At 73.1% G+C, this 18705-nt stretch carries 16 protein-coding genes; 9 read left to right on the forward strand and 7 right to left on the reverse strand.

Annotation, left to right across the window (positions count from 1 at the left end; genetic code table 11):
• Positions 1-7: 7 nt before the first annotated feature.
• Entirely contained in the window at positions 8-1237 is a 1230-nt protein-coding gene (locus tag JMJ55_RS17240; RefSeq protein WP_202826823.1) for an aminotransferase class III-fold pyridoxal phosphate-dependent enzyme, read from the reverse strand.
• A gap of 51 nt (positions 1238-1288) precedes the next feature.
• On the opposite strand from JMJ55_RS17240, the gene JMJ55_RS17245 reads away from it, so the two are divergent.
• Together JMJ55_RS17245 and JMJ55_RS17250 are read left to right on the forward strand one after the other, a co-directional pair.
• Positions 1289-2779 carry an ABC transporter substrate-binding protein gene (locus JMJ55_RS17245; RefSeq protein WP_202826824.1) on the forward strand — a complete coding sequence of 497 codons (1491 nt, stop codon included), beginning with the start codon at positions 1289-1291 and terminating at the stop codon, positions 2777-2779.
• Between the two features lie 5 nt (positions 2780-2784).
• On the forward strand, positions 2785-5067 hold the full coding sequence (locus JMJ55_RS17250) for a penicillin acylase family protein (RefSeq protein WP_202826825.1): 2283 nt from the start codon (positions 2785-2787) through the stop codon (positions 5065-5067).
• A gap of 12 nt (positions 5068-5079) precedes the next feature.
• Here JMJ55_RS17250 and JMJ55_RS17255 read toward each other — a convergent pair whose 3' ends face one another.
• Both JMJ55_RS17255 and argE read right to left on the reverse strand, forming a co-directional pair.
• A complete protein-coding gene (locus JMJ55_RS17255) occupies positions 5080-6066 on the reverse strand; it encodes a M14 family metallopeptidase (protein ID WP_202826826.1) in 987 nt (328 codons plus the stop codon).
• 2 nt (positions 6067-6068) lie between these two features.
• Positions 6069-7226, reverse strand: a complete 1158-nt coding sequence (argE, locus tag JMJ55_RS17260; protein ID WP_202826827.1) for an acetylornithine deacetylase — start codon at positions 7224-7226, stop codon at positions 6069-6071.
• Positions 7227-7286: 60 nt separating this feature from the next.
• On the opposite strand from argE, the gene JMJ55_RS17265 reads away from it, so the two are divergent.
• Positions 7287-8825 carry a M81 family metallopeptidase gene (locus tag JMJ55_RS17265; protein ID WP_202826828.1) on the forward strand — a complete coding sequence of 513 codons (1539 nt, stop codon included), beginning with the start codon at positions 7287-7289 and terminating at the stop codon, positions 8823-8825.
• Here the strand turns inward: JMJ55_RS17265 and JMJ55_RS17270 are convergent.
• The 3 genes from JMJ55_RS17270 to JMJ55_RS17280 all read right to left on the reverse strand — a co-directional run bounded on the left by JMJ55_RS17270 (position 8795) and on the right by JMJ55_RS17280 (position 12361).
• Positions 8795-10423: a class I SAM-dependent methyltransferase gene (locus JMJ55_RS17270; RefSeq protein ID WP_202826829.1), complete on the reverse strand. Its 1629-nt coding sequence runs from the start codon at positions 10421-10423 to the stop codon at positions 8795-8797. The genes JMJ55_RS17265 and JMJ55_RS17270 overlap by 31 nt on opposite strands.
• A 92-nt stretch (positions 10424-10515) precedes the next feature.
• Complete coding sequence (locus tag JMJ55_RS17275; RefSeq protein WP_202826830.1) at positions 10516-11334, reverse strand: MBL fold metallo-hydrolase; 819 nt, start codon at positions 11332-11334, stop codon at positions 10516-10518.
• A gap of 4 nt (positions 11335-11338) precedes the next feature.
• Positions 11339-12361: a DsbA family protein gene (locus JMJ55_RS17280; protein ID WP_236033794.1), complete on the reverse strand. Its 1023-nt coding sequence runs from the start codon at positions 12359-12361 to the stop codon at positions 11339-11341.
• On the opposite strand from JMJ55_RS17280, the gene JMJ55_RS17285 reads away from it, so the two are divergent.
• The 4 genes from JMJ55_RS17285 (at position 12321) to JMJ55_RS17300 (ending at position 16336) form a co-directional block, all read left to right on the forward strand.
• Positions 12321-13832 (forward strand): gamma-glutamyltransferase, encoded by a 1512-nt coding sequence (locus tag JMJ55_RS17285; RefSeq protein ID WP_202826831.1) that lies wholly within the window; start codon positions 12321-12323, stop codon positions 13830-13832. The two genes, JMJ55_RS17280 and JMJ55_RS17285, sit on opposite strands and share 41 nt — an antisense overlap.
• The gene (locus JMJ55_RS17290; protein WP_202826832.1) at positions 13832-15019 is read left to right on the forward strand and encodes a pyridoxal phosphate-dependent aminotransferase; all 1188 of its coding nucleotides are present in this window, start codon (positions 13832-13834) and stop codon (positions 15017-15019) included. Before JMJ55_RS17285 ends, JMJ55_RS17290 begins: the two co-directional genes overlap by 1 nt.
• A 116-nt stretch (positions 15020-15135) precedes the next feature.
• A complete protein-coding gene (locus JMJ55_RS17295; protein WP_202826833.1) occupies positions 15136-15609 on the forward strand; it encodes a hypothetical protein in 474 nt (157 codons plus the stop codon).
• 4 nt (positions 15610-15613) lie between these two features.
• Positions 15614-16336, forward strand: coding sequence for a DUF4189 domain-containing protein (locus tag JMJ55_RS17300; protein ID WP_202826834.1), 723 nt, complete (start codon positions 15614-15616; stop codon positions 16334-16336).
• A gap of 4 nt (positions 16337-16340) precedes the next feature.
• Here JMJ55_RS17300 and JMJ55_RS17305 read toward each other — a convergent pair whose 3' ends face one another.
• Positions 16341-16694, reverse strand: a complete 354-nt coding sequence (locus JMJ55_RS17305; protein ID WP_202826835.1) for an antibiotic biosynthesis monooxygenase family protein — start codon at positions 16692-16694, stop codon at positions 16341-16343.
• 96 nt (positions 16695-16790) lie between these two features.
• On the opposite strand from JMJ55_RS17305, the gene JMJ55_RS17310 reads away from it, so the two are divergent.
• Positions 16791-17492, forward strand: coding sequence for an ArsR/SmtB family transcription factor (locus JMJ55_RS17310; RefSeq protein WP_202826836.1), 702 nt, complete (start codon positions 16791-16793; stop codon positions 17490-17492).
• Positions 17489-18700, forward strand: a complete 1212-nt coding sequence (locus JMJ55_RS17315) for an MFS transporter (protein ID WP_202826837.1) — start codon at positions 17489-17491, stop codon at positions 18698-18700. Before JMJ55_RS17310 ends, JMJ55_RS17315 begins: the two co-directional genes overlap by 4 nt.
• The last annotated feature ends 5 nt before the right edge of the window (positions 18701-18705 follow it).

The raw sequence follows: 18705 nt of genomic DNA on the forward strand, positions 1-18705 counted from the left end.
GGCCGCGTCACCCGATCGCTGCGGCGGCGGCGAAGCCGGTCTCGGCGGCCCGTAGCGCCTCGTCGATCTCGGCCGGGCCATGGGCGCAGCTGAGGAACATGTTGTGCTTGGGGTGGAAATAGGCCCCGGCCCGCAGCGCCGCGGCGCAGAAGGCATTGCCGCGGGCGAAATCCGCATCGCCCTCGAACAGCATCAGCGGCATCTGCGGCGGGCCGGATTGGCGGATGCCGAGCCCGTGCCGGGCGGCTCCGGCGGCCAGCCCGGCGCGCAGCCTCTCCCCCATCGCCAGCATCCGGGCGGGGCCGTCGATACGCCGCAACTCCGCAAGCGTCGCCAGGGCCGCCGCCATGGGCACCGCGGCGCACCAGAAGGAGCCGGTGGTGAAGATCGAGGATGCGGCCTCGCGGAAGCGCTCCGCCCCCGTCACCGCCGCCAGCGCATGCCCATTGGCGATCGCCTTGCTCCAGGCCGAAAGGTCGGGGCGGATGCCCATGGCCTCCCAGGAGCCGCCGAGGGCGAGGCGGAAGCCGGTGCGGACCTCGTCCAGGATCAGCGCGGCGCCCGTCTGGTCGGCCAGCTCGCGCAGGCGGCGGGCGAAGGCAGGGGTGGGCATCTCCTGGTCGCGGCCAAGATCGTGGCGGAAGGCGGCGACCAGGATGCCGGCGAGGTCGCCTCCGGCCCGGTCCACCGCATTCTCCAAAGAGGCGATGTCGTTGTAGTCGTAGTGGATGATATGCGCCCGATCCTCGGCGGTGACGCCGACCAGGGAGGGTGAGCACCAGGGCGCCGCGCCATGATAGCTGCCGCGGGCGGCGAGGATCTTCCGCCGCCCCGTCCCGGCGCGGGCGATGGTGACGCAGGCGGTGGTGGCATCGGTGCCGTTCTTCTCGAACAGGCACCAGGCGGCGGCCGGGATCAGCGCGACCATCGCCTCGGCCAGCTCGACCAGCACCTCGCCCGGTCCGTTCATCGCATCGCCGAGCGCCGCCTGGCGGGCCGTCGCCGCCTCCACCGCCGGATGGCGATGGCCGAGCACGATGGGCCCCCAGCTGCACATGAAGTCGATGACCGTGTGGCCATCCACATCGGTCAGCCGGCAGCCCTCGGCGCTGCGGAAGAATTGCGGATAGCCGGCAGGCAGGCGGGCCGCATCCAGATGGCCCCAGAGGCCGCCGGGGATCACCTGCGCGGCGCGCCGGCGGAGCGCGGTATCGATCGAATTCGGCAGGTCGTCCATGGCGCCCCTCCTGGTCCCCCCGCATAGTAGGGCCAAGCCGGAGGAGAGACCATGCGACGCCTGATCCTTACGCTGCTGCTGATCGCCGCCCCGGCCATGGCGGAGACCACGCTCAGGATCGGCCTCGCCAGTGATCCGGATGTGCTGGACCCAACCCTCTCGCGCAGCGTCGCCGCAAGGCAGGTCTTCGCCGCCATGTGCGACAAGCTGGTGGATATCGATGCCAAGCTTGCGGTGGTGCCGCAGCTGGCGACCTCCTGGCGCTGGGAAGCGGATGGGCTTGCCCTGGTGCTGGAGCTGCGGCCGGGGGTGCGGTTCCAGGATGGCGCGGAGATGGATGCAGCGGCCGTCGTCGCCTCGCTGGAGCGGCATCTGAAGACGCCGGGCTCCACCCGTCGTGGCGAGCTGGGGCCGGTGCGGGAGGTCATGGCGACCGGGCCGATGACGGTGCGGATCGCCCTCTCCGAGCCTTTCGCGCCATTGCTGGCCGCGTTGTCCGATCGGGCGGGGATGATCGTCTCGCCGCGGCAGGCCTCGGTGACGGGGGCGGATTTCGCCCGCGCGCCGGCCTGTGCCGGGCCGTTCAAGCTGGTGCGGCGGGTGGCGCAGGACCGAATCGAGCTGGAGCGCTTCCCCGGCTATTGGGATGCGGGGCGCATCCATCTCGACCGTATCGTCTATCGCCCGGTCCCGGACACCACCGTGCGCGCCGCCAATCTCCGCGCCGGTCAGCTCGACCTCATCGAGCGGGTGCTGCCGAGCGATCTCGGCGAGCTGCGCGGCGACCGGCGCGTCGCGGTGCGGGAGGTGCCGAGCCTCGCCAGCGTCTATATCGCCGTCAACATCGCCAATGGCCCGGCCGCGGACAGCCCCATCGGCCGCGATCCGCGCCTGCGGGAGGCGCTGGAACTCTCGATCGACCGCGCGGTGCTGAACCAGGTCGCTTTCGAGGGCACCTACCTGCCCGGCAACCAGTCCGTCCCGCCCGGCCATCCGCAGCATATCGCCGGCCTGCCCGTGCCGGGGCGGAACCTGGACCGGGCCAAGGCCCTAGTGCGCGCCATTGGCGGCCGCCCGGTGGTACGGATGTCGGTGCCGAACACCACGGAATACATCCAGGCCGCTGAGGTGATCCAGGCCATGGCGGCGGAGGCGGGGATCGAGCTGAAGCTGCAGGTGATCGAGGTGGCGACGCTGCTGCGGCAATGGACCGCGGGCGAGTTCGAGAGCCTGATCATCGCCTGGTCGGGGCGGACCGATACCGACCAGAATCTCTGGGGCTTCAACGCCTGCAACGAGGCGTTGAACGGCGGCAAATACTGCAACCCGGCGGTGGATGCGGCGCTGCGGGCCGGGCGCAGCCAAGTTGATCCGGCGGTGCGGCTTGCCGCCTATGGAGAGGCGATGCGGCTGCTGCTGGCGGACCGGCCCTACATCTATCTCTGGCATCCGGTCTGGTTCTTCGGCGCGGCTGCGCGGCTGCGCGGGTTGGCGCCCGTGCCGGATGGGCTGATCCGCCTGCAAGATCTGAGGATGGAGTGACGAGGATGGCTGATCTCGCGGCGGCATTGCCGAGGCTGGACGGGGAGCTCCGCCTGCCGGGGCTGGCGGCGCCGGTCACCATCCATCGCGACCCGCAGGGCGTGCCGCATCTCCGCGCCGAAACCGCAGACGATGCTTGGTTCGCGCTGGGTTTCGTCCATGCGCAGGACCGGCTGTTCCAGATGGACCTCACCCGCCGGCGGGCGACCGGGCGCGCGGCCGAATTCCTCGGCGCCCCGGCGGTGGAGGCGGATGTGCTGTCGCGCCGGCTCGGCGTCGAGCGTGCCTCCCGCCGCGACTATGCCGCGGCGGCGCCGGAGACTCGGGCGATGCTCGACCGCTATGCCGAGGGGGTGAATGCGCTGATCGCGTCGGACACCCCGCTGCCGGTCGAATACGGGCTGCTGGAGGAGCGGCCGGAGCCCTGGGAGGGCTGGCACAGCATCGCGGTGATGCGGCGGCTCGGCCTGCTGATGGGCTCCATCTGGTTCAAGCTCTGGCGCGCGGCGGCGCTGCCGGTGGTGGGCGCCGAGCAGGTCGGCAAGCTGCGCTACGACGATGGCGGGCTGGACCGGCTGATCATCCCGCCCGGTGTCGATGCCAAGCGCTGGGAAGCGACGCTGGCGGAACTCGCGCCGAGCCTCGCCGCGCTGCTGGAGGCGGCGGCGCCGGATGCGGCGGGCGGCGGTAGCAACAATTGGGCGGTGGGGCCGGGCCGCAGCGCCACCGGGCGGCCGGTGCTGGCGGGCGACCCGCACCGGGTCTTCGAGATCCCGAACATGTATGCCCAGCACCACATCGCCTGCGACGAATTCGATGCGATCGGGCTGACGGTGCCGGGCGTGCCGGCCTTCCCGCATTTCGCCCATAACGGCCGCGTCGCCTGGTGCGTGACGCATGCCTTCATGGACCTTTTCGACCTCTTCGTGGAGCGCTTCGATGCCGGCGCGACGCGGTACCTCTTCCGCGGCGAATGGCGCCCGGTCGAGCGGCGCCACGAGACGGTGGCGGTGCGCGGGGCGCCACCGCGCGAGATCGAGATCATCGAGACGCATCATGGCGCGGTGATCGCCGGCGACCCGGCGCGCGGCACGGCGCTCGCGCTGCGGACGGTGCAGACGGCGGAGACCGATCTTTCCTTCGACTGCCTGCCGCGCATGCTGCGCGCCGGCTCTGTCGAGGAGCTTTATGCGGCGACGGCCGGCTGGGGGCTGATCGACCACAACTTGGTCGCGGCCGATACGGCGGGGCATATCGGCCAGCTCGTGCGCGCCACCCTGCCGCGCCGGCCGCGCGCCAATGGCTGGCTGCCGGTGCCCGGCTGGACCGGCGCGCATGAATGGGCGGGCTGGATCCCGCATGCGGAGATGCCGCGGGTGATCGACCCGCCCGGCGGCGTCATCGTCACCGCCAACAACCGCGTCGTGGCGGATGACCATCCGGACTATCTCTGCACCGATTGCCATCCGCCCTACCGCGCCCGGCGCATCGCGGAGCTGATCGAAGGGGGCGCGTCGCTGACGCCGGCCGGGGCGGCGGCGGTGCATGCCGATGTGCTCTCGCCCAATGCCCTCCTGCTGCGGGAGAGGCTGGCGGCACTGCCTGCGCCTGGGGATGCGGCGGCGGCGCGGCTGCGGGCCATGCTGCTCGACTGGGATGGCCGGATGGCAGCGGGCAGCACCGCGGCCAGCGCCTATATCGCGCTGCGCCGCGCGCTGACCGCGCTGCTGGCCGAACGCAGCGGCCTCGCGGCCATCGTGGCGCACCCCTATCTCTCGGTCCCGCCCGGCATCGTGCCGATGAACCAGCTCTGGTGGTGCCTGCCGCGGCTGCTGCGGGAGGACGATGCGGCGCTGCTCGGCGGCTGGAGCTGGGATGATGCGCTGGCCGAGGCGCTGCGCCGTGCCGCCACCGAGCCGGCGCGCCCCTGGGGCGAGGCGCATGCGCCGCGCTTCGTGCATCCGCTGACGCCGCAATTCCCGGCGGCGGGGCTCGATCCACCGGCCCTGCCGCTCGGCGGCGATGGCGATACGGTGCTGGCGGTGGGGATGCTGCCTTCCGTTGGGACCACCGCCACCTATGGCGCGCTGGCGCGCTACGCCTTCGATGTCGGGGATTGGGACAACAGCCTCTGGGCGGTGTTCCACGGCGTCTCGGGCCGGCCCGGCAGCCCGCATTACGCCGATCAGAACCCGCTCTGGTCCGACTGCCGGATGGCGCCGATGCGCTATTCCTGGCCGGTGATCGAGCGGGAGGCAAGTGCGACACAGGTGCTGCGGCCGGCCTGACCGGCCGCCGCTTCAGCCGATGAACCGGGCCAGCCGCACCGCCGTCTGGCCCGGCATGGTGCGCAGGCTCGGCATCACCAGCAGGCAGTCGTCATGCGGCGAGCGGATCTCCACCTCGCCATCCAGCGCCAGCAGCGTGTTCCGCCGCGGCACCACCTCGCCGCCACGGAAGGGGCGGACGAAGGCGAAGCCCGGGCTGTGTGCCGTGACGGTGCGCGTCACCTCGGCCAGTTGCGGCATGGGCAGCTCGGCCGGTGCCGGCACCAGGATCGGATCGGCGGGATCGACCGCGCGGAGAGTCCGCAGCAGTGCCGCGCCGGTCGCCTCCATGGTGGCGACCGTCGCCGCCTCCCAATGCGAGCCGGCCTCGACCAGGATCGCGGCGCGGTCGGAGTCAGGCGCGACGAAGGGCGTGTAGTCGATCAGCCGCTGGCCGCTCGCATGCCCCTCATCGGCGACCACCAGCGGCGGGATGCCAAGGCTGAGCGCCAGATCCGCCGCCCGCGCCGACCGCCCGACCAGCATCAGCGGGTCGGAGGGCCAGAGCATGGAATGCAGGTCGAGCAGCACATCGACGCCTTCGAAGAAGGGCCGCAGCACACGCGCCCGGCGCAGCTCGCAGGACCGGCGGCCGCCCTCCAGCGTCTCCTCGTCCCAGAGCCGGTTCAGATCCTCGTCGATGAAGCGGCTGGCGGTCGGGTCCTCGGGATCGAAGCGGCCATAGGCATCGATATTGGCGAAAACCAGCGAGAGCCGGCCCCGCACCGGCCGCAGCCCCGCGCGCAGCCAGCGGTCGAGCACCACGGCGCCGGCGATCTCATTGCCATGCACCAGCGCCACCACGGCGACATGCGGTCCGGGCGCCGCGGCGGCGAAGCTCCAGACGCCGGGCAGGGCATTGCCGCCGAGGAAGGGGCGCAGATCCGGCGCCGCGATCCGCACATCGAGACGGAGGATGCCGGAGCCGCCGCTGCGGGCGGTGGGCGGGGGGCTGCCCATGCTCAGGCCGCCAGCGTCCCGGCCAGGCGACGCAGGAAGCCGAGGCAGGATTGCAACTCGCTCTCGGCCACCCATTCCTCCGGCTGGTGCGCCTGGGCGATATGGCCCGGACCGCAAACGATGCTAGGGATGCCGGCGCCCTGATAGATTCCGGCTTCGGTCCCGTAGCTGACGCGGCCGGGGGCGTTGCGCCCGGTGAGGCGCTGCACCAGCAGGGTGAGCGACGCATCCTCGGCGAGGTCGAGCGCCGGAAGGCTGGACCGCACCGCGATGTCGAGCGCCGCCGTCGGATGCACCGCCCGCAGCGGCGGCAGCGCGGTCTCCTCCATGAAGGCGCGGAATTCCTCCAGCACTGCCGCGGGATCGTCGCCCGGCACGCTGCGCACCTCGAAGGTGAAGGCGGCGCGGTCGGGGACGATGTTGAGGATGCTGCCGGCCTGGAAGGTGCCGACATGCACGGTGGTCCAGGGTGGCTCGAAGCCCGGGGCGCGACGGCCTTCCGTGGCGAAGGCGCGGGCGCGGCGGGAGAGGAAGGCGACTCCCTCCGCCGCCGCCTGCAGGGCATTCGCGGTTTCGGTGGTGCGCGAGGAATGGCCGGAGAGGCCGGTGACGGTGACGTCCCAGCTCGCATAGCCTTTATGGCCGATCACCGGCGCCATGCCGGTCGGCTCGCCCACCACGCAGGCGGCCGGGCGCGGTTCTGCCTCGATCTCCTCCGCCAGCCGCCAGGCGCCGCTGGCATTGGTTTCCTCGTCATGCGTCAGCCAGAGATGCATCGGGCGCGCCAGGGGCATGGCGGCGAATTCCGGCATCATCGCGATGGCGCAGGCGGCGAAGCCCTTCATATCCGTGGCGCCGCGACCGATCAGCCGGCCATCCTGCCGGCGCAGGCGGAAGGGATCGGCCTGCCAGGCCTGGCCCTCGACCGGCACGCAATCGACATGCGCCGAGAGCGCGATGCCGCCCGCCACGCGCGGCCCGACCAGCGCATGCAGATTGGCTTTCCGCCCCTCGCCATCGAGCGTGACGCGGCTGGCGATTCCATGCGCCGCCAGCCACGCTTCCACCGCGCGGATCAGATCGAGGTTGCTCTCGCGGCTGGTGGTGTCGAATCCCACCAGGCTTTCGAGCAGCCCCAGCGCTTCGCCGAGTTCCGCCATCCCTTGTCTCCCCGGGCCAGTCTATACGGGGTGGCGGTATCGGCAATCCGGGGGGCGGAGATGGATCGGGCAGGCGGACCAAGGATCGCGGTGCTGGGGTTGCATCTGGAAGCAAATGCCTTCGCCCCGCCGACGCTGCTGGAGGATTTCACGCGGCAATGCCTGGTGCGCGGCGCCGAGATGACGCGCCTGGCGCGTGCCGAGACCAGCCATATGCCGGGCGAGATCGCCGGATTCTACCGGCGGATGGATGCGACCGGACCCTGGCAGCCGGTCCCGGTACTGATTGCCGCGGCGCCGCCCGGCGGGCCGATCGAGCAGGCCGTCTTCCTCGGATTCCTCGATGAGATGGCGGCGGGGTTGGCCGCCGCCCTGCCGCTGGATGGCGTCTATATCGCCAGCCATGGCGCCTCCTCCGCCACCGCGGATGAGGATAGCGACGGGACGCTCGCGGCCATGGTGCGGCGGATTGTCGGGCCGGCGGTGCCGGTGGTGTGCAGCCACGATCTTCACTGCAATGTGAGCGAGCGGCTGGTCGAGGCGGTGGATGCGCTGGTCGTCTACCGCACCAACCCCCATGTCGATATGGCCGAGCGCGCCGCGGAATCCGCCGACCTGCTGCGGGAAATCTTGGCCGGAATGCAGACAGCCAAGGCATTCATCCGTCTGCCGCTCACCCCGCCCTCAGTCACGCTGCTGACCGCCGCCGGCCCCTATGCCGAGTCGATCGCCGAGGCCGAGGCGCTGATGCGGGCGGATCGGCGAATCGCCAATGCCTCGGTCGCCGCGGGATTCGTCTTCTCCGACCTGCCGAAATGCGGAATGACGGTGACGGTCACTGCGCGGGATGGCGATGCGGCGGCGGCGCGGGCAGCGGCGCTCGATCTGGCACAGCGGCTCTGGGCGCGGCATGCGCGCTTTCAGCGTCGGCTGACCCCGCTGGATGAGGCCGTGGCGATGGCCGGGGCCGCCGGCCGTGGCGAGGCGCCGCCGCTGCTGATCGCTGATGTCGCCGACAATCCCGGCGGCGGGGGGCGCGGCAACACCACTTACGTCCTGCGCGCGCTGCACGAGGCGGGCGTGGCCGGCGCGGCCGCCGGCGTGCTGGTCGATCCGGCGCTGGCCGCGGAAGCCCATGCCCTGGGCGAGGGCGCGCGCTTTGAGGCGGTGTTCAACCGGGTCGAGGACCAGTTCGGCCAGCGCTTCGCCGCGCCCGCCCGGGTGCTGGCGCTGCGTGACGGCCAGGGCCTGGGGCGGCGCGGCATCATGGCCGGGCGGCGCTTCGACCTTGGCCCCTCGGCGCTGCTGGAGCTGGAGGGATCGGGGCTGCGCGTCGTTGTCGGTTCGCTGCGGCGGCAGCTCGCCGAGCCGCGGATGCTGGAGATGCACGGCATCGACATCGCCGCGCTGCGCTGCCTGCTGGTGAAGAGCCGCGGCCATTTCCGCGCCGGCTTTGACGAAAACTTCCCCGACGACCGGATCATCGAGGTGGATGTGCCCGGGCTGACCAGCCCGGTGCTGGGGAATTTCAACTGGTCGAGGCTGCCGCGCCCGGTCTTCCCGATCGATCAGGCGGTGGAGTGGCGGGAGCCGGGCTGAGCGGCGCCGAGGCCGCGCCACTCGCCGAGCTGCGTCTCCTGCCGCAGCCGCAGGCGGCGGAAGTCGAGGGCGGAGAAGAGCTCCTCCGGTGATGGGTCGCGATCCTGCGGCAGCGGCAGGGTCGTCCGCGCCTCCTCGGCGAAGCGCCGGCGGAGGTCGGGCGTGGCGGAGGCATAGGCTTCCTCCCACCAGCCGAGGATGCGGGGACGCGCCGCTTCCAGCGCCGCGCCGGCCACGATCAGGCCGCCCTTGCTCTGGTTCACGCTGCGGGCGGAGGGCAGCAGGTTCCACAGGTCGTTGCAAGGCCAGGCGGACCAGGGCAGGCAGTGGTCGATGTCGAACCCGCCTGGCCGCAGCCGCTGGCCGCTCCAGACGCAGTCGAGCGGGAGGCCCTGCTGCAGCCGCGTCTCCGCCAGGCTTCGCACGAACAAGGTGTCCCGCACCGGCTCGACCCATTGCAGTGCGCTCAGCACCTCATCGGCGGATACCTCGCGGTCGGCGAAGCCCTGGGTCAGCCGGACCCATTCGGCGAGCAGCATCGGTTCGATCCAGGCCGCCATGCGGCGCAGCGCTTGCCAGACATGCAGCGGCACGCGGGTGGTGCCATAGGCCCAGAACAATTCGGCATCCAAGACCAGCGTTGCGGAACTGGCGGGGATTCGGCCGTAGCCGGTCGGGAAGACCGGCCGGTCATCGGCGTAAGTCAGATGCCGCGCCGGCATATTGGCGATGACCCGCGCCGCATCGGCCAGCGCCTGGCGCAGCGCCGCGGCGAGATCGCCGGAGAAGCTGGCGCCGGGCCGCAACTCCGGCGGTGCGACTGGCGCGAGGGCATTGAAGGCCTCCCGGACGAAGCCCATCCGCTCGCCGGGCAGTTGCGGCAGGCGGCGCTCGACCAGCGGCTTGAACATGCGGATCCAGTAGAGGGCGATGAGGCCGAGCGGCAGTTCCACATCCTCGCCCGCCTCCCGCGCCGCATTGGGCGAGGCATCGGCGATGCGTGCCAGGCAGCGCAGCAGGGCCAGCTTGTAGGTGGCGGATTTCTCCTGCCGCAGGATCACCCCGCGCAGCAGCGGCAGCGCGCCGGCACCGTCATCGGGTAGATCGAGGATCACCGTCTGCCAATGGACACCCGCGCGCTTGGCGCGATCGGGCTGTTCCGTCGCGGCCCGCAGCGCCATGCCGTGGTCGAGGCCGAGGCGCTCCACCTCATGCGCGCTGACCGGCCACATCGGGCGGTCCTCCGGCACCGGGCCATGGCGCAGGGTCAGCACCATGCGGCCGCCCGGCTTCAGCAGCGTCGCCAGCTTCCGCATGGCGCGCGGCCGGTCCGCGGGCGGGATGTGCATCCAGACGCCACTGACCCAGACCAGGTCGAAGGCGAGGCCGAGGCGGTGCAGCCCGGCCAGCGCCGGCAGCCGGTCGTCCAGCCAGCGGATGCGGGGCGAGCGGTGGCGCAGCGCCGCCTCCTGCCGGAGCGCCATGGCGGGTTCGGCGGCGACTACCTCCCAGCCCTGGCCGGCGAACCAGGCGGCATCCCGCCCGCTGCCCGCGCCGACATCCAGTACCAGCCCGGGCTTGGCCGGCAGGAAGGGCATGGCGCCGGCATGGATCTCCTCGAAGGAGAAGGCTTCATAGGCTTCGGTGAATTCGCGGAAGCCCCGGTGGTAGGGGCCGATGGTATCCCCGCTCAGGGCTCCACCATGCCCGCCACCCAGGCGCAGTAGCGCTTGGCCGAACGGGCCAGCGCCGCCTTCGCGCCCGTGGTGATCTCCCGTTCGTGGAAGGCGCCGTAGATGGCGTCGAACTCCAGCGCCCCGCAGGCCGCGGCCATCCGCCGCACCTCAGCCGGCGGCAGCGGGATCAGGCAGGGATAGCTGCGCATGAAGCCGAGATGCTTCCCGTCCGGCAGCACCTGCAGGATGTCGCCCGAGAGCAGCGCACCGCGCCCGCCCGCCCCCGCCGCCCAATGGGCGATGGTGCCGCCGGCGAAATGCCCGCCCAGCCGGTGCAGCGTGATCCCCGGCAGCAGCGCCTGCCGCTCGTCCTCCCAGAAGCGGAGGCAGGGATCGGGTCGGGTCACATGCTGCCGGTCGGCGGCATGCAGCCAGACCGGCACCCCGAAGGCGCGGCCCCATTCCACCATGGTCGAATAGTAGTGCGGATGGCTGATGGCGATACCGGCCAGGCCGCCCAGCCCGCCGATGATCGCCTCGGTCGCCGCATCCAGCAGGGCGATGCAGTCCCAGAGGATATTCCCTGCCGGCGTCTGGACCAGCAGCGCCCGCTGGTTGATGCCGAGCGCGGGCATGGCCTGCACCGCCAGCAGCCCCGGCTCCAGCGCCCGCCAGCCATTGGTGTGGCTGCCGCGCAGCCGGTCCAGTGTGGTCCAGGCCTGGCCGCGGGCGGGGACGTATTGCCGTTCGTCCTCGCAGATTGGGCAGCGCGGCGGCGGCGCCTCGCTCTCGGGGAACTGGATGGTGCAGGTCTGGCAGATCCAGTGCGGCATCGCCCTAGCCTCCGCGTCGCGCCTCGGCCACCAGCCGCTCCAGCGTCGCCAGATCGACCGCGCCGGGCACCAGCGTCTCGCCGATCACCAGGGCTGGCGTGCCCTCGATCCGCAGCGCCTGGGCGAGGCGGAGATTGCCGGCGATGCGGGCCTGGATGCCGGTGTCGTCCATGTCCCGCCGCAGGCGCGCCCAGTCGAGCCCGGCCCGCTCCGCCTCCCGCCGCAGCACTGTCTCGGTCGGATCCTCGCGCAGCTTCAGCAGGGCATCGTACAGCTCGGCATATTTGCCCTGGCGCTGGGCGGCGAGCAGGGCGCGGCTGGCCAGCACGCTGCTGGGGCCGAGGATCGGCAGGTCCTTCAGCACCAGCCGGACATCGCGCTGGCGGCGCAGCAGCTGCTCCATCGCCGGCTGGAGCTGCTTGCAATAGCCGCAGCGGGCATCGAAGAACTCGACCACGGTGACGGCGCCCTGCGGGTTGCCCTTCACCGGGTCGGCCGGGTCGCGGAACAGCGCCGCGGCATGGGCGGCGATGGCGCTGCGGGTGGCGCCCTCGCGCTCGCGCTGGTCGGCCGCCTCCAGCGCTGCCAGGGCATCGCGCAGGATGGTCGGGTCCTGCTTCAGCGCGTCGCGCAGGATGCCCACCACCTCCTCCCGCTGCTCGGGCGAGAGACCCTCGGCCCGGGCCGCCCCGGCGATGAGGAGGGTGATGGCGAGGAAGGCGGCCTTGATGGATGTCACCGGGGATGTCTCCGCTGGGGCGTTCCGCCCCGTGCCGAGCCTACCGCGAAGCGCCGCCGCGGCGAACAGGCGGTTGCCGCTGGTGGCGAAGGCGTTTATGGGCCGCGCTGGGATTGAGCGTGATGCGTACCAGGCCAGCGTCCATGCCGGCGGCACGGAATGGGGGGCGGGCGATGCCGCGGCATCGCGGATCGCCGCCGCCGCGCCCTGGCCCCGCGCCGCCATGAAGGGGACCAGGGACAGCAGCATGACCAGCAGTGCCGAGACCAGGACGAACGGCCTCCGCATGGCGGCGTCTCCGGGGCGGGATGCGCGGCGGCGCGGCGGCGCCGGGGGCCGCGCCCTGCTGCTGGCCGCCGCCCTGGCGCTGCCGGGCTGTGAGACCACCAGCAATCTGGTCTCCGGGATCATCGGCAGCGGCCCGCCCGCCGGCGCGCCCGGCTTCGTCCGCGGCTTCCTGGGCGGGGTCGCCACCGAGGATCCGGCGGCAGCGCTCGCCGCCCGCAATGTGCTGGCGGCCGGCGGCACGGCGACGGATGCGGCGGTCGCGGCCGGCTTCGTCCTCTCGGTCACCCTGCCCTCCCGCGTGGGCTTAGGCGGCGGCGGCGCCTGCCTGGTTTTCGACCCGCAGAAGGCGGCGACCGAGGCGGTGCTCTTCCTGCCCGGCCCGCGCAGCGCCACCCCGGCCGGCGCCGATCGCCCGGCCGCCGTGCCGCTGCTGGCCCGCGGGCTGTTCGGCCTGCACACCCGCAACCCCGGCCGGCCCTTCGAGGAGCTGATGGCCCCGGCCGAGCAGCTCGCCCGCTTCGGCACCGAGGTCAGCCGCGGCCTGGCCGCCGACCTCGCCGCCGTCTCGGGCCCGCTGCTGGCCGATCCCGGGGCGCGGGCGGCCTTCGCCGGACCGAATGGCGCGCCCCGCCAGGCCGGCGAGACGATGACCCAGCCGGAGCTGGCGGCGACCCTCGGCCAGCTCCGCATCGCCGGCGTCGGCGACCTGCACCAGGGCACGCTCGCCCGGCGGCTGGAGGTGGTCTCCCGCGCCGCCGGCGGCAACCTGACGCTGGAGGAGCTGCGGGCCGCGCTGCCCAATCTGGTGCCGCCGCTGGAACTGCCCTCCCGCAACGGCGACCGCATCGCCTTCCTGCCGCCCCCGGCGGATGGAGGGCTGGCGGCGGCGGCGGCCTTCACCGCGCTGCAGGGCGGGGCCAGTCTCGAACAGGCGCATCGCCGCGGCCTCGCCGCCGTCACCGCCTGGCGGCAGCGGGGCGGCGACCCGAAAGCCATCCTCGCCGCCGACCTGCCGGCGGCGACGCCCGGGCCGCTCGGCGCCTCGGCCGGGCTGGTGATCTTCGACCGCAGCGGCAATGGCGTGAGCTGCGCCTTCACCATGAACAACCTGTTCGGCACCGGGCGCATGGCGCCGGGCCTCGGTTTCCTGCTGGCGCCGGCGGCCAATATCGGCCAGGTGCGGGCGCCGCTGCTCTCGGCCGCCATCGCCTACAACCCGAACGTCAAGGGCTACCGGCTGGGCGTCGCCGCCTCGGGCCAGGACTATGCGCCGATCGGCGTGGCGGGGACGGCGGCGCTGCAATTGCTCCGCTCTCAGGCCCCGCTGGCCGCGATCGAGGCCGGCTCGGTGGGCGCGGCGCGGGTGCAGCTCGGCGCCTGCGTGAACTACCTGCCGGGCTACCCGGACCGCTGCACCATCCTCAGCGACCCGCGCGGCACCGGCGTCGCATTGGGCGCCATCGACCAGTAATGGCCCTCAAGATCGGCCGCGGCGCCGCGGCGCCGCCCTTCCTGGTGATGGATGTGATCGCGGCGGCCAATGCCCGGGCCGCCATCCTGCCGCCCGGCGCCTTCCCGGACGGCCAGGGCATCATCCGGATGGAGGTCGGCCAGCCCGGCACCGGCGCCCCGCGCGGCGCAGCCGAGACAGTGGTGGCCGCGCTCGAGGCCGGGGCGCCGATGGGCTATACTGAGGCCTTCGGCCTCCGCTCGCTGCGGGAACGCATCGCGGCGCATTACGCCGAGCGCTACGGTGCCGCCGTGCCGCCCGAACGCATCGCGGTGACGGTCGGCGCCTCGGGCGCCTTTCCCCTCGCCTTCCTCGCCGCCTTCGATCCGGGCGATGCGGTGGCCATGGCGGCGCCCTACTACCCGCCCTATGTGAACATCCTCACCGCGCTCGGCATGCAGCCGCAGATCCTGCCCTGCGATGCCTCGACCCGCTGGCAGCCGACCCTGGCGATGCTGGAGGCGCTGGACCCCCGCCCGGCCGGGCTGATCCTTGCCAGCCCCTGCAACCCCGCCGGGACCATGCTGCCGGCTGCCGAATTCGCCGCCATCGCCCGCTGGTGCGAGGCAGAGGGGGTGCGGCTGATCTCGGACGAGATCTATCACGGCCTGACCTATGGCACGGTCGAGGAGCGGAGCGCCGCCGCCCTCTCGGGCAGCGCGGTCGTGGTCAACAGCTTCTCGAAATACTTCTCGATGACCGGCTGGCGCATCGGCTGGCTGGTCCTGCCGGAGGATCTGGTCCGGCCGGTGGAGTGCCTGGCGCAGAATCTCTTCATCAATGCGCCGCATGTGGCGCAGGTGGCGGCCGAGGCGGCCTTCGCCTGCCGGCCGGAGCTGGAGGCCAACCTCGCCCGCTATCGCCGCAACCGCGATGCGTTGCTGGCAGGCCTGCCAGCGGCGGGGCTGGACCGGCTCTCGCCGGCGGATGGTGCCTTCTATCTCTGGGCCGATATCGGCCACCTGACCAATGACAGCCCCGAATTCTGCCGCCGCCTGCTGGCCGAGGCCGGCATCGCGGCGACGCCGGGGGTGGATTTCGATGCCGACCGGGGCAGCCGCTTCCTGCGTCTGTCCTATTGCGGGCCGGAGGCGGCGATGGCGGCGGCGCCGGCCCGGATCGCCGCCTTCCTCCGGCGCGGAGGCTGACTTTCCTGCCCTGCGGCGCAGGAACTACCTTTTGTTAACAATCTCTGGTTGACGAAACCAGTTAGGTATTCAAACTATCCCCAACGCAGTTCCGCGTTGGAGCCAGTCGTAACGCCATGGGGAGCGAACGCCCGAATGCCGCCTCCGCGGCGGGATTGCGCACGACAATCGGTCGCCCTCCACGCGACATCGCGGCCGAGATCGAGCGCAACGCCGCCGAGGGTTCGAGCCGGGACCGCGTCTTCGGCTTCGGCGGCGTCTTCGGCATGCTCGGCCTGGCGCTGCTGGTCGCCGCGCCGCTCGGCTGGGCGCTGAACCAGGCCGGCCTGATCCCCGACCCTGATGCCTTCGAGCTCAGCGAAACCGGGCGGGAGCTGGCGAAGCTGCTGGGGCGGGACATGGTGCGGCCGGTCTATTGGCTCGCCCTCGGCATCGGCGGCTACCTCGCCCAGATCTGCCGTCCCCTGGTCCCGCTGCTGCTGATCGGCGGCATGGCCTGGTGGAGCTGGCTCGGCCTGTCCCTCGCGCATGAGGCCGGGCTGATCGCCATGCCGATCCACCCACCCGCCAGCGCCGACACCTATCGGTAAGCCGATGCGAATCCTCCTCCCCTCCCTCGCCCTTCTCCTCGCCGGCCCGGCCGCGGCCCAGACGGTGACCGCACCGGCGGCCTGCCTGCGATCCTGCGGCGCCGCCACTGCCACGGTGCGGGCCAATCCCCCGCCGGTGCAGGCCTGCCTGATCCGCTGCGCCGCGGCCCAGGATTTCCAGCGCCATGCCGGCCGGAGCGGCGCGGCGACCGGCCGCGGGGTCGCGGCGGCGCCGACCCCGCCGCCGCCCGCGAGCGCCAATTACGCTGCCCTGGCCGGCCCGACCGGCCAGCGCCTGGCCGTTGCCTCGCGCACCGAGTACGTGCCGCAGGTGCGCGGCCTCGGCACCCAGGCCATGGCGACGCGCCCCGCCGGCGGCCGGACCGGCGCGATCTATCTGGCGCCGGCGCCGAGCACGAGCTTCGGCCTGTCCTACGGAATGGCCGACCGGCTGGCCGCCCATGGCCATGCGGAGCGGCACTGCCAGGCGCGCGGCGGAGCCTGCCGCCTCGCCCTGGAATTCACCGACCGTTGCGGCGCGGTGGCCCAGGCCAAGCGGGCCAATGGGCTGATCCGCACCGCCGATCCCAGCACCTTTACCGTCACCTTCGCGGCCGGCGGCGCCGGCCCGACCCGCGAGGTGGCGGAAAGCCAGGCCATCGCCGATTGCAGCAGCCGGGACCGCAGCGCGGCCTGCGAGATCGTCGCCAGCGGCTGCGGCGGCTGACCGCCTAGAACCCTCCGTGCAAGGCGAGCGAATCCGCCGGCGCCTGATCGCGTCGCTCCGCCATGCCGTAGTCGCGCAGCACTGCCGCCACCCGCAGCCGGTAGCCGGCGAAGATGCCCTCTCGCCCCGCCGCCTGGCTGGCGCGATGCGCCGCCTGGTTGCGCCAGCAGGCCACCGCCGCATCATCCTCCCAGAAGGACAGGCTGAGCAGCTTCGCCGGGTTGGTCAGGCTGCGGAAGCGCTCGACGGAGATGAAGCCCGGCACCTGCTCCAGCAGCGGCTTCAGCCGGGCGGCATGGTCCAGATAGTCTTCGAACCGACCCTCGGCCGGCTCCACCTCGAATATCACGGCGATCATGCGGGTCCTCCCATGCCGCAGACTGCCATGCCGCAACAAGCCTGTCCTTCGCCCTGCGGCGAAGCGGCCGGGCGGCATCCGCGCTAGGCTGCGCCCATGACCACCCCCGCCGCCTTCGCCGCCACCGCCATCCTCCTCGCCGAGCCGGCCCGTGCCGCCATGCTGCATGCGCTGCTCGGCGGCGAATCCCTCACCGCCGGGGAGTTGGCGCGGGTCGCCGGCATCGGCGCGCCGGCCGCCAGCGCGCATCTGGCGCGCCTCGCCGAGGGCGGGCTGGTGGCGGTGCATCCGCAGGGGCGGCACCGCTACCACCGCCTCGCCTCCGAGGAGGTGGCGGCGATGCTGGAGACGCTGGGCGGCCTGACCGAGGCGGTGGCGCCCGCCCGCCGCTGGCCGCATGGCGAGGCCTTCCGCGCCGCGCGGCTCTGCTACGACCATCTGGCCGGGCGGCTCGGCGTCGCGCTGCATGCCGGCCTCGCCGGACGCGGCTGGATCATCCCGGCCGCTGGCGGCTGGGCGGCGACGCCGGCGGGCGAGGCGGGGCTGGCCCGGCTTGGCGTCGATCTCGCCGCGGCGCGGGGGGCCCGGCGCTTCGCCTGCGACTGCATGGACTGGTCGGAACGGCGGGCGCATCTGGCCGGCGGGCTCGGACGGGAGATCGCCGCCTGCTGCCTCCGCCAGCATTGGGTGACGCGGCTGCCGGCGGAGCGCGAGGGCGACCCGCTGGCGCGGCGCCGATTGCGGCTGACGCCGGAAGGGGCGCGCCGCCTGGGCGAGACGCTGGGCGTGGCGGCGTGAGTCCGGCCACCCGGCTGCTGCTGGCCCTGACCCTGATGACCAGCGCCAGCCAGTTCCACCGCGCCGCGCTTGGCGTGATCGGGCCGGAGCTGGCGGCCTCGCTCGACGCCGGGCCGGGGCTGCTGGGGGCGGCGAATGGCGCCTTCTTCCTGGCGCTGCTGGTGCTGCAGGTGCCGGTCGGGCTGGCGCTCGACCGGATCGGGCCGCGGCTGACCGTCGCGGCGCTGAGCCTGCCCGCCGCGCTGGGCGCGCTGGCCCAGGGGCTGGCGCCGGATGCCGGATGGTTCCTCGCCGGCCGCTTCCTCCTCGGCCTCGGCTGCGCCGCCTCCTTCATGGCGAGCGTGGTGCTCTGCGCCCGCTGGCATGCGGGGGAGGGGCTGACCACGGCGCTGGCCCGGGTCTTCGCCTTCAGCCAGGCCGGGGTGCTGCTGGCCGGGGCGCCCTTCGCCTGGCTGGCGGGCTGGCTCGGCTGGCGCGGCGCCTATGCCGCCTCGGCCGCCGTCACCCTCGGCCTCGCCCTGCTGTGGTGGCTCTGGGTGCGGGACGACCCGCCCGACCGGCCAAGGCCGCAGCGCCCGGCCGAGACGCTGGCGGGAGCGTTGCGCGGGCAGCTGACGGTCTGGCGGACGCCCGGCCTGCTGCCGGTGCTGGCGATGCATCTGGTCGGCTATGCCGCCATGGCGACCGTGCTCGCGGTCTGGGCCGGGCCCTATCTGTCCGAGGTGCATGGGTTGGCGCCCGGGCCGCGCGGGCTGGTGCTGGGGGCGATGGGCGTGGCGCTGGTGCTGGGGCTGCTCGGCGTCGGGCCGCTGGAGCGGCGGCTGAACACCCGCAAATGGCTGGTCGCCGGCATGGCGAGCGGCGCGGTGCTGGTGCTGCTGGCGCTGGCCGCCTGGCCGACGGCGCCGCTGCCGGTGGCGGCGGGGCTGCTGGTGCTGCTCTGCCTGCTGAGCTGCTACCCGGTGGTGGTGGTGGCGCATGGCCGTTCGCTCTTCCCCGACCATCTGGTCGGGCGCGGGGCGACGACGGTGAACCTGGCTCAGACCTTGGGCAGCGCCGCCCTGCCGGCGGTGACCGGCTGGGCGGTGGCGGCGGCGCCGGCCGGCTGGGCATGGCCGATCGCCTTCGGGGTGCTGGCGGCCGCGCTGGCGCTGGGCCTTGCGGGTTATCTAACCGGAAGGGACGCACCGCCGCGCCGCCCGGCCTGACCGGG

This window comes from Belnapia mucosa (assembly GCF_016775475.1).
GTDB classification, from domain to species: domain Bacteria; phylum Pseudomonadota; class Alphaproteobacteria; order Acetobacterales; family Acetobacteraceae; genus Belnapia; species Belnapia mucosa.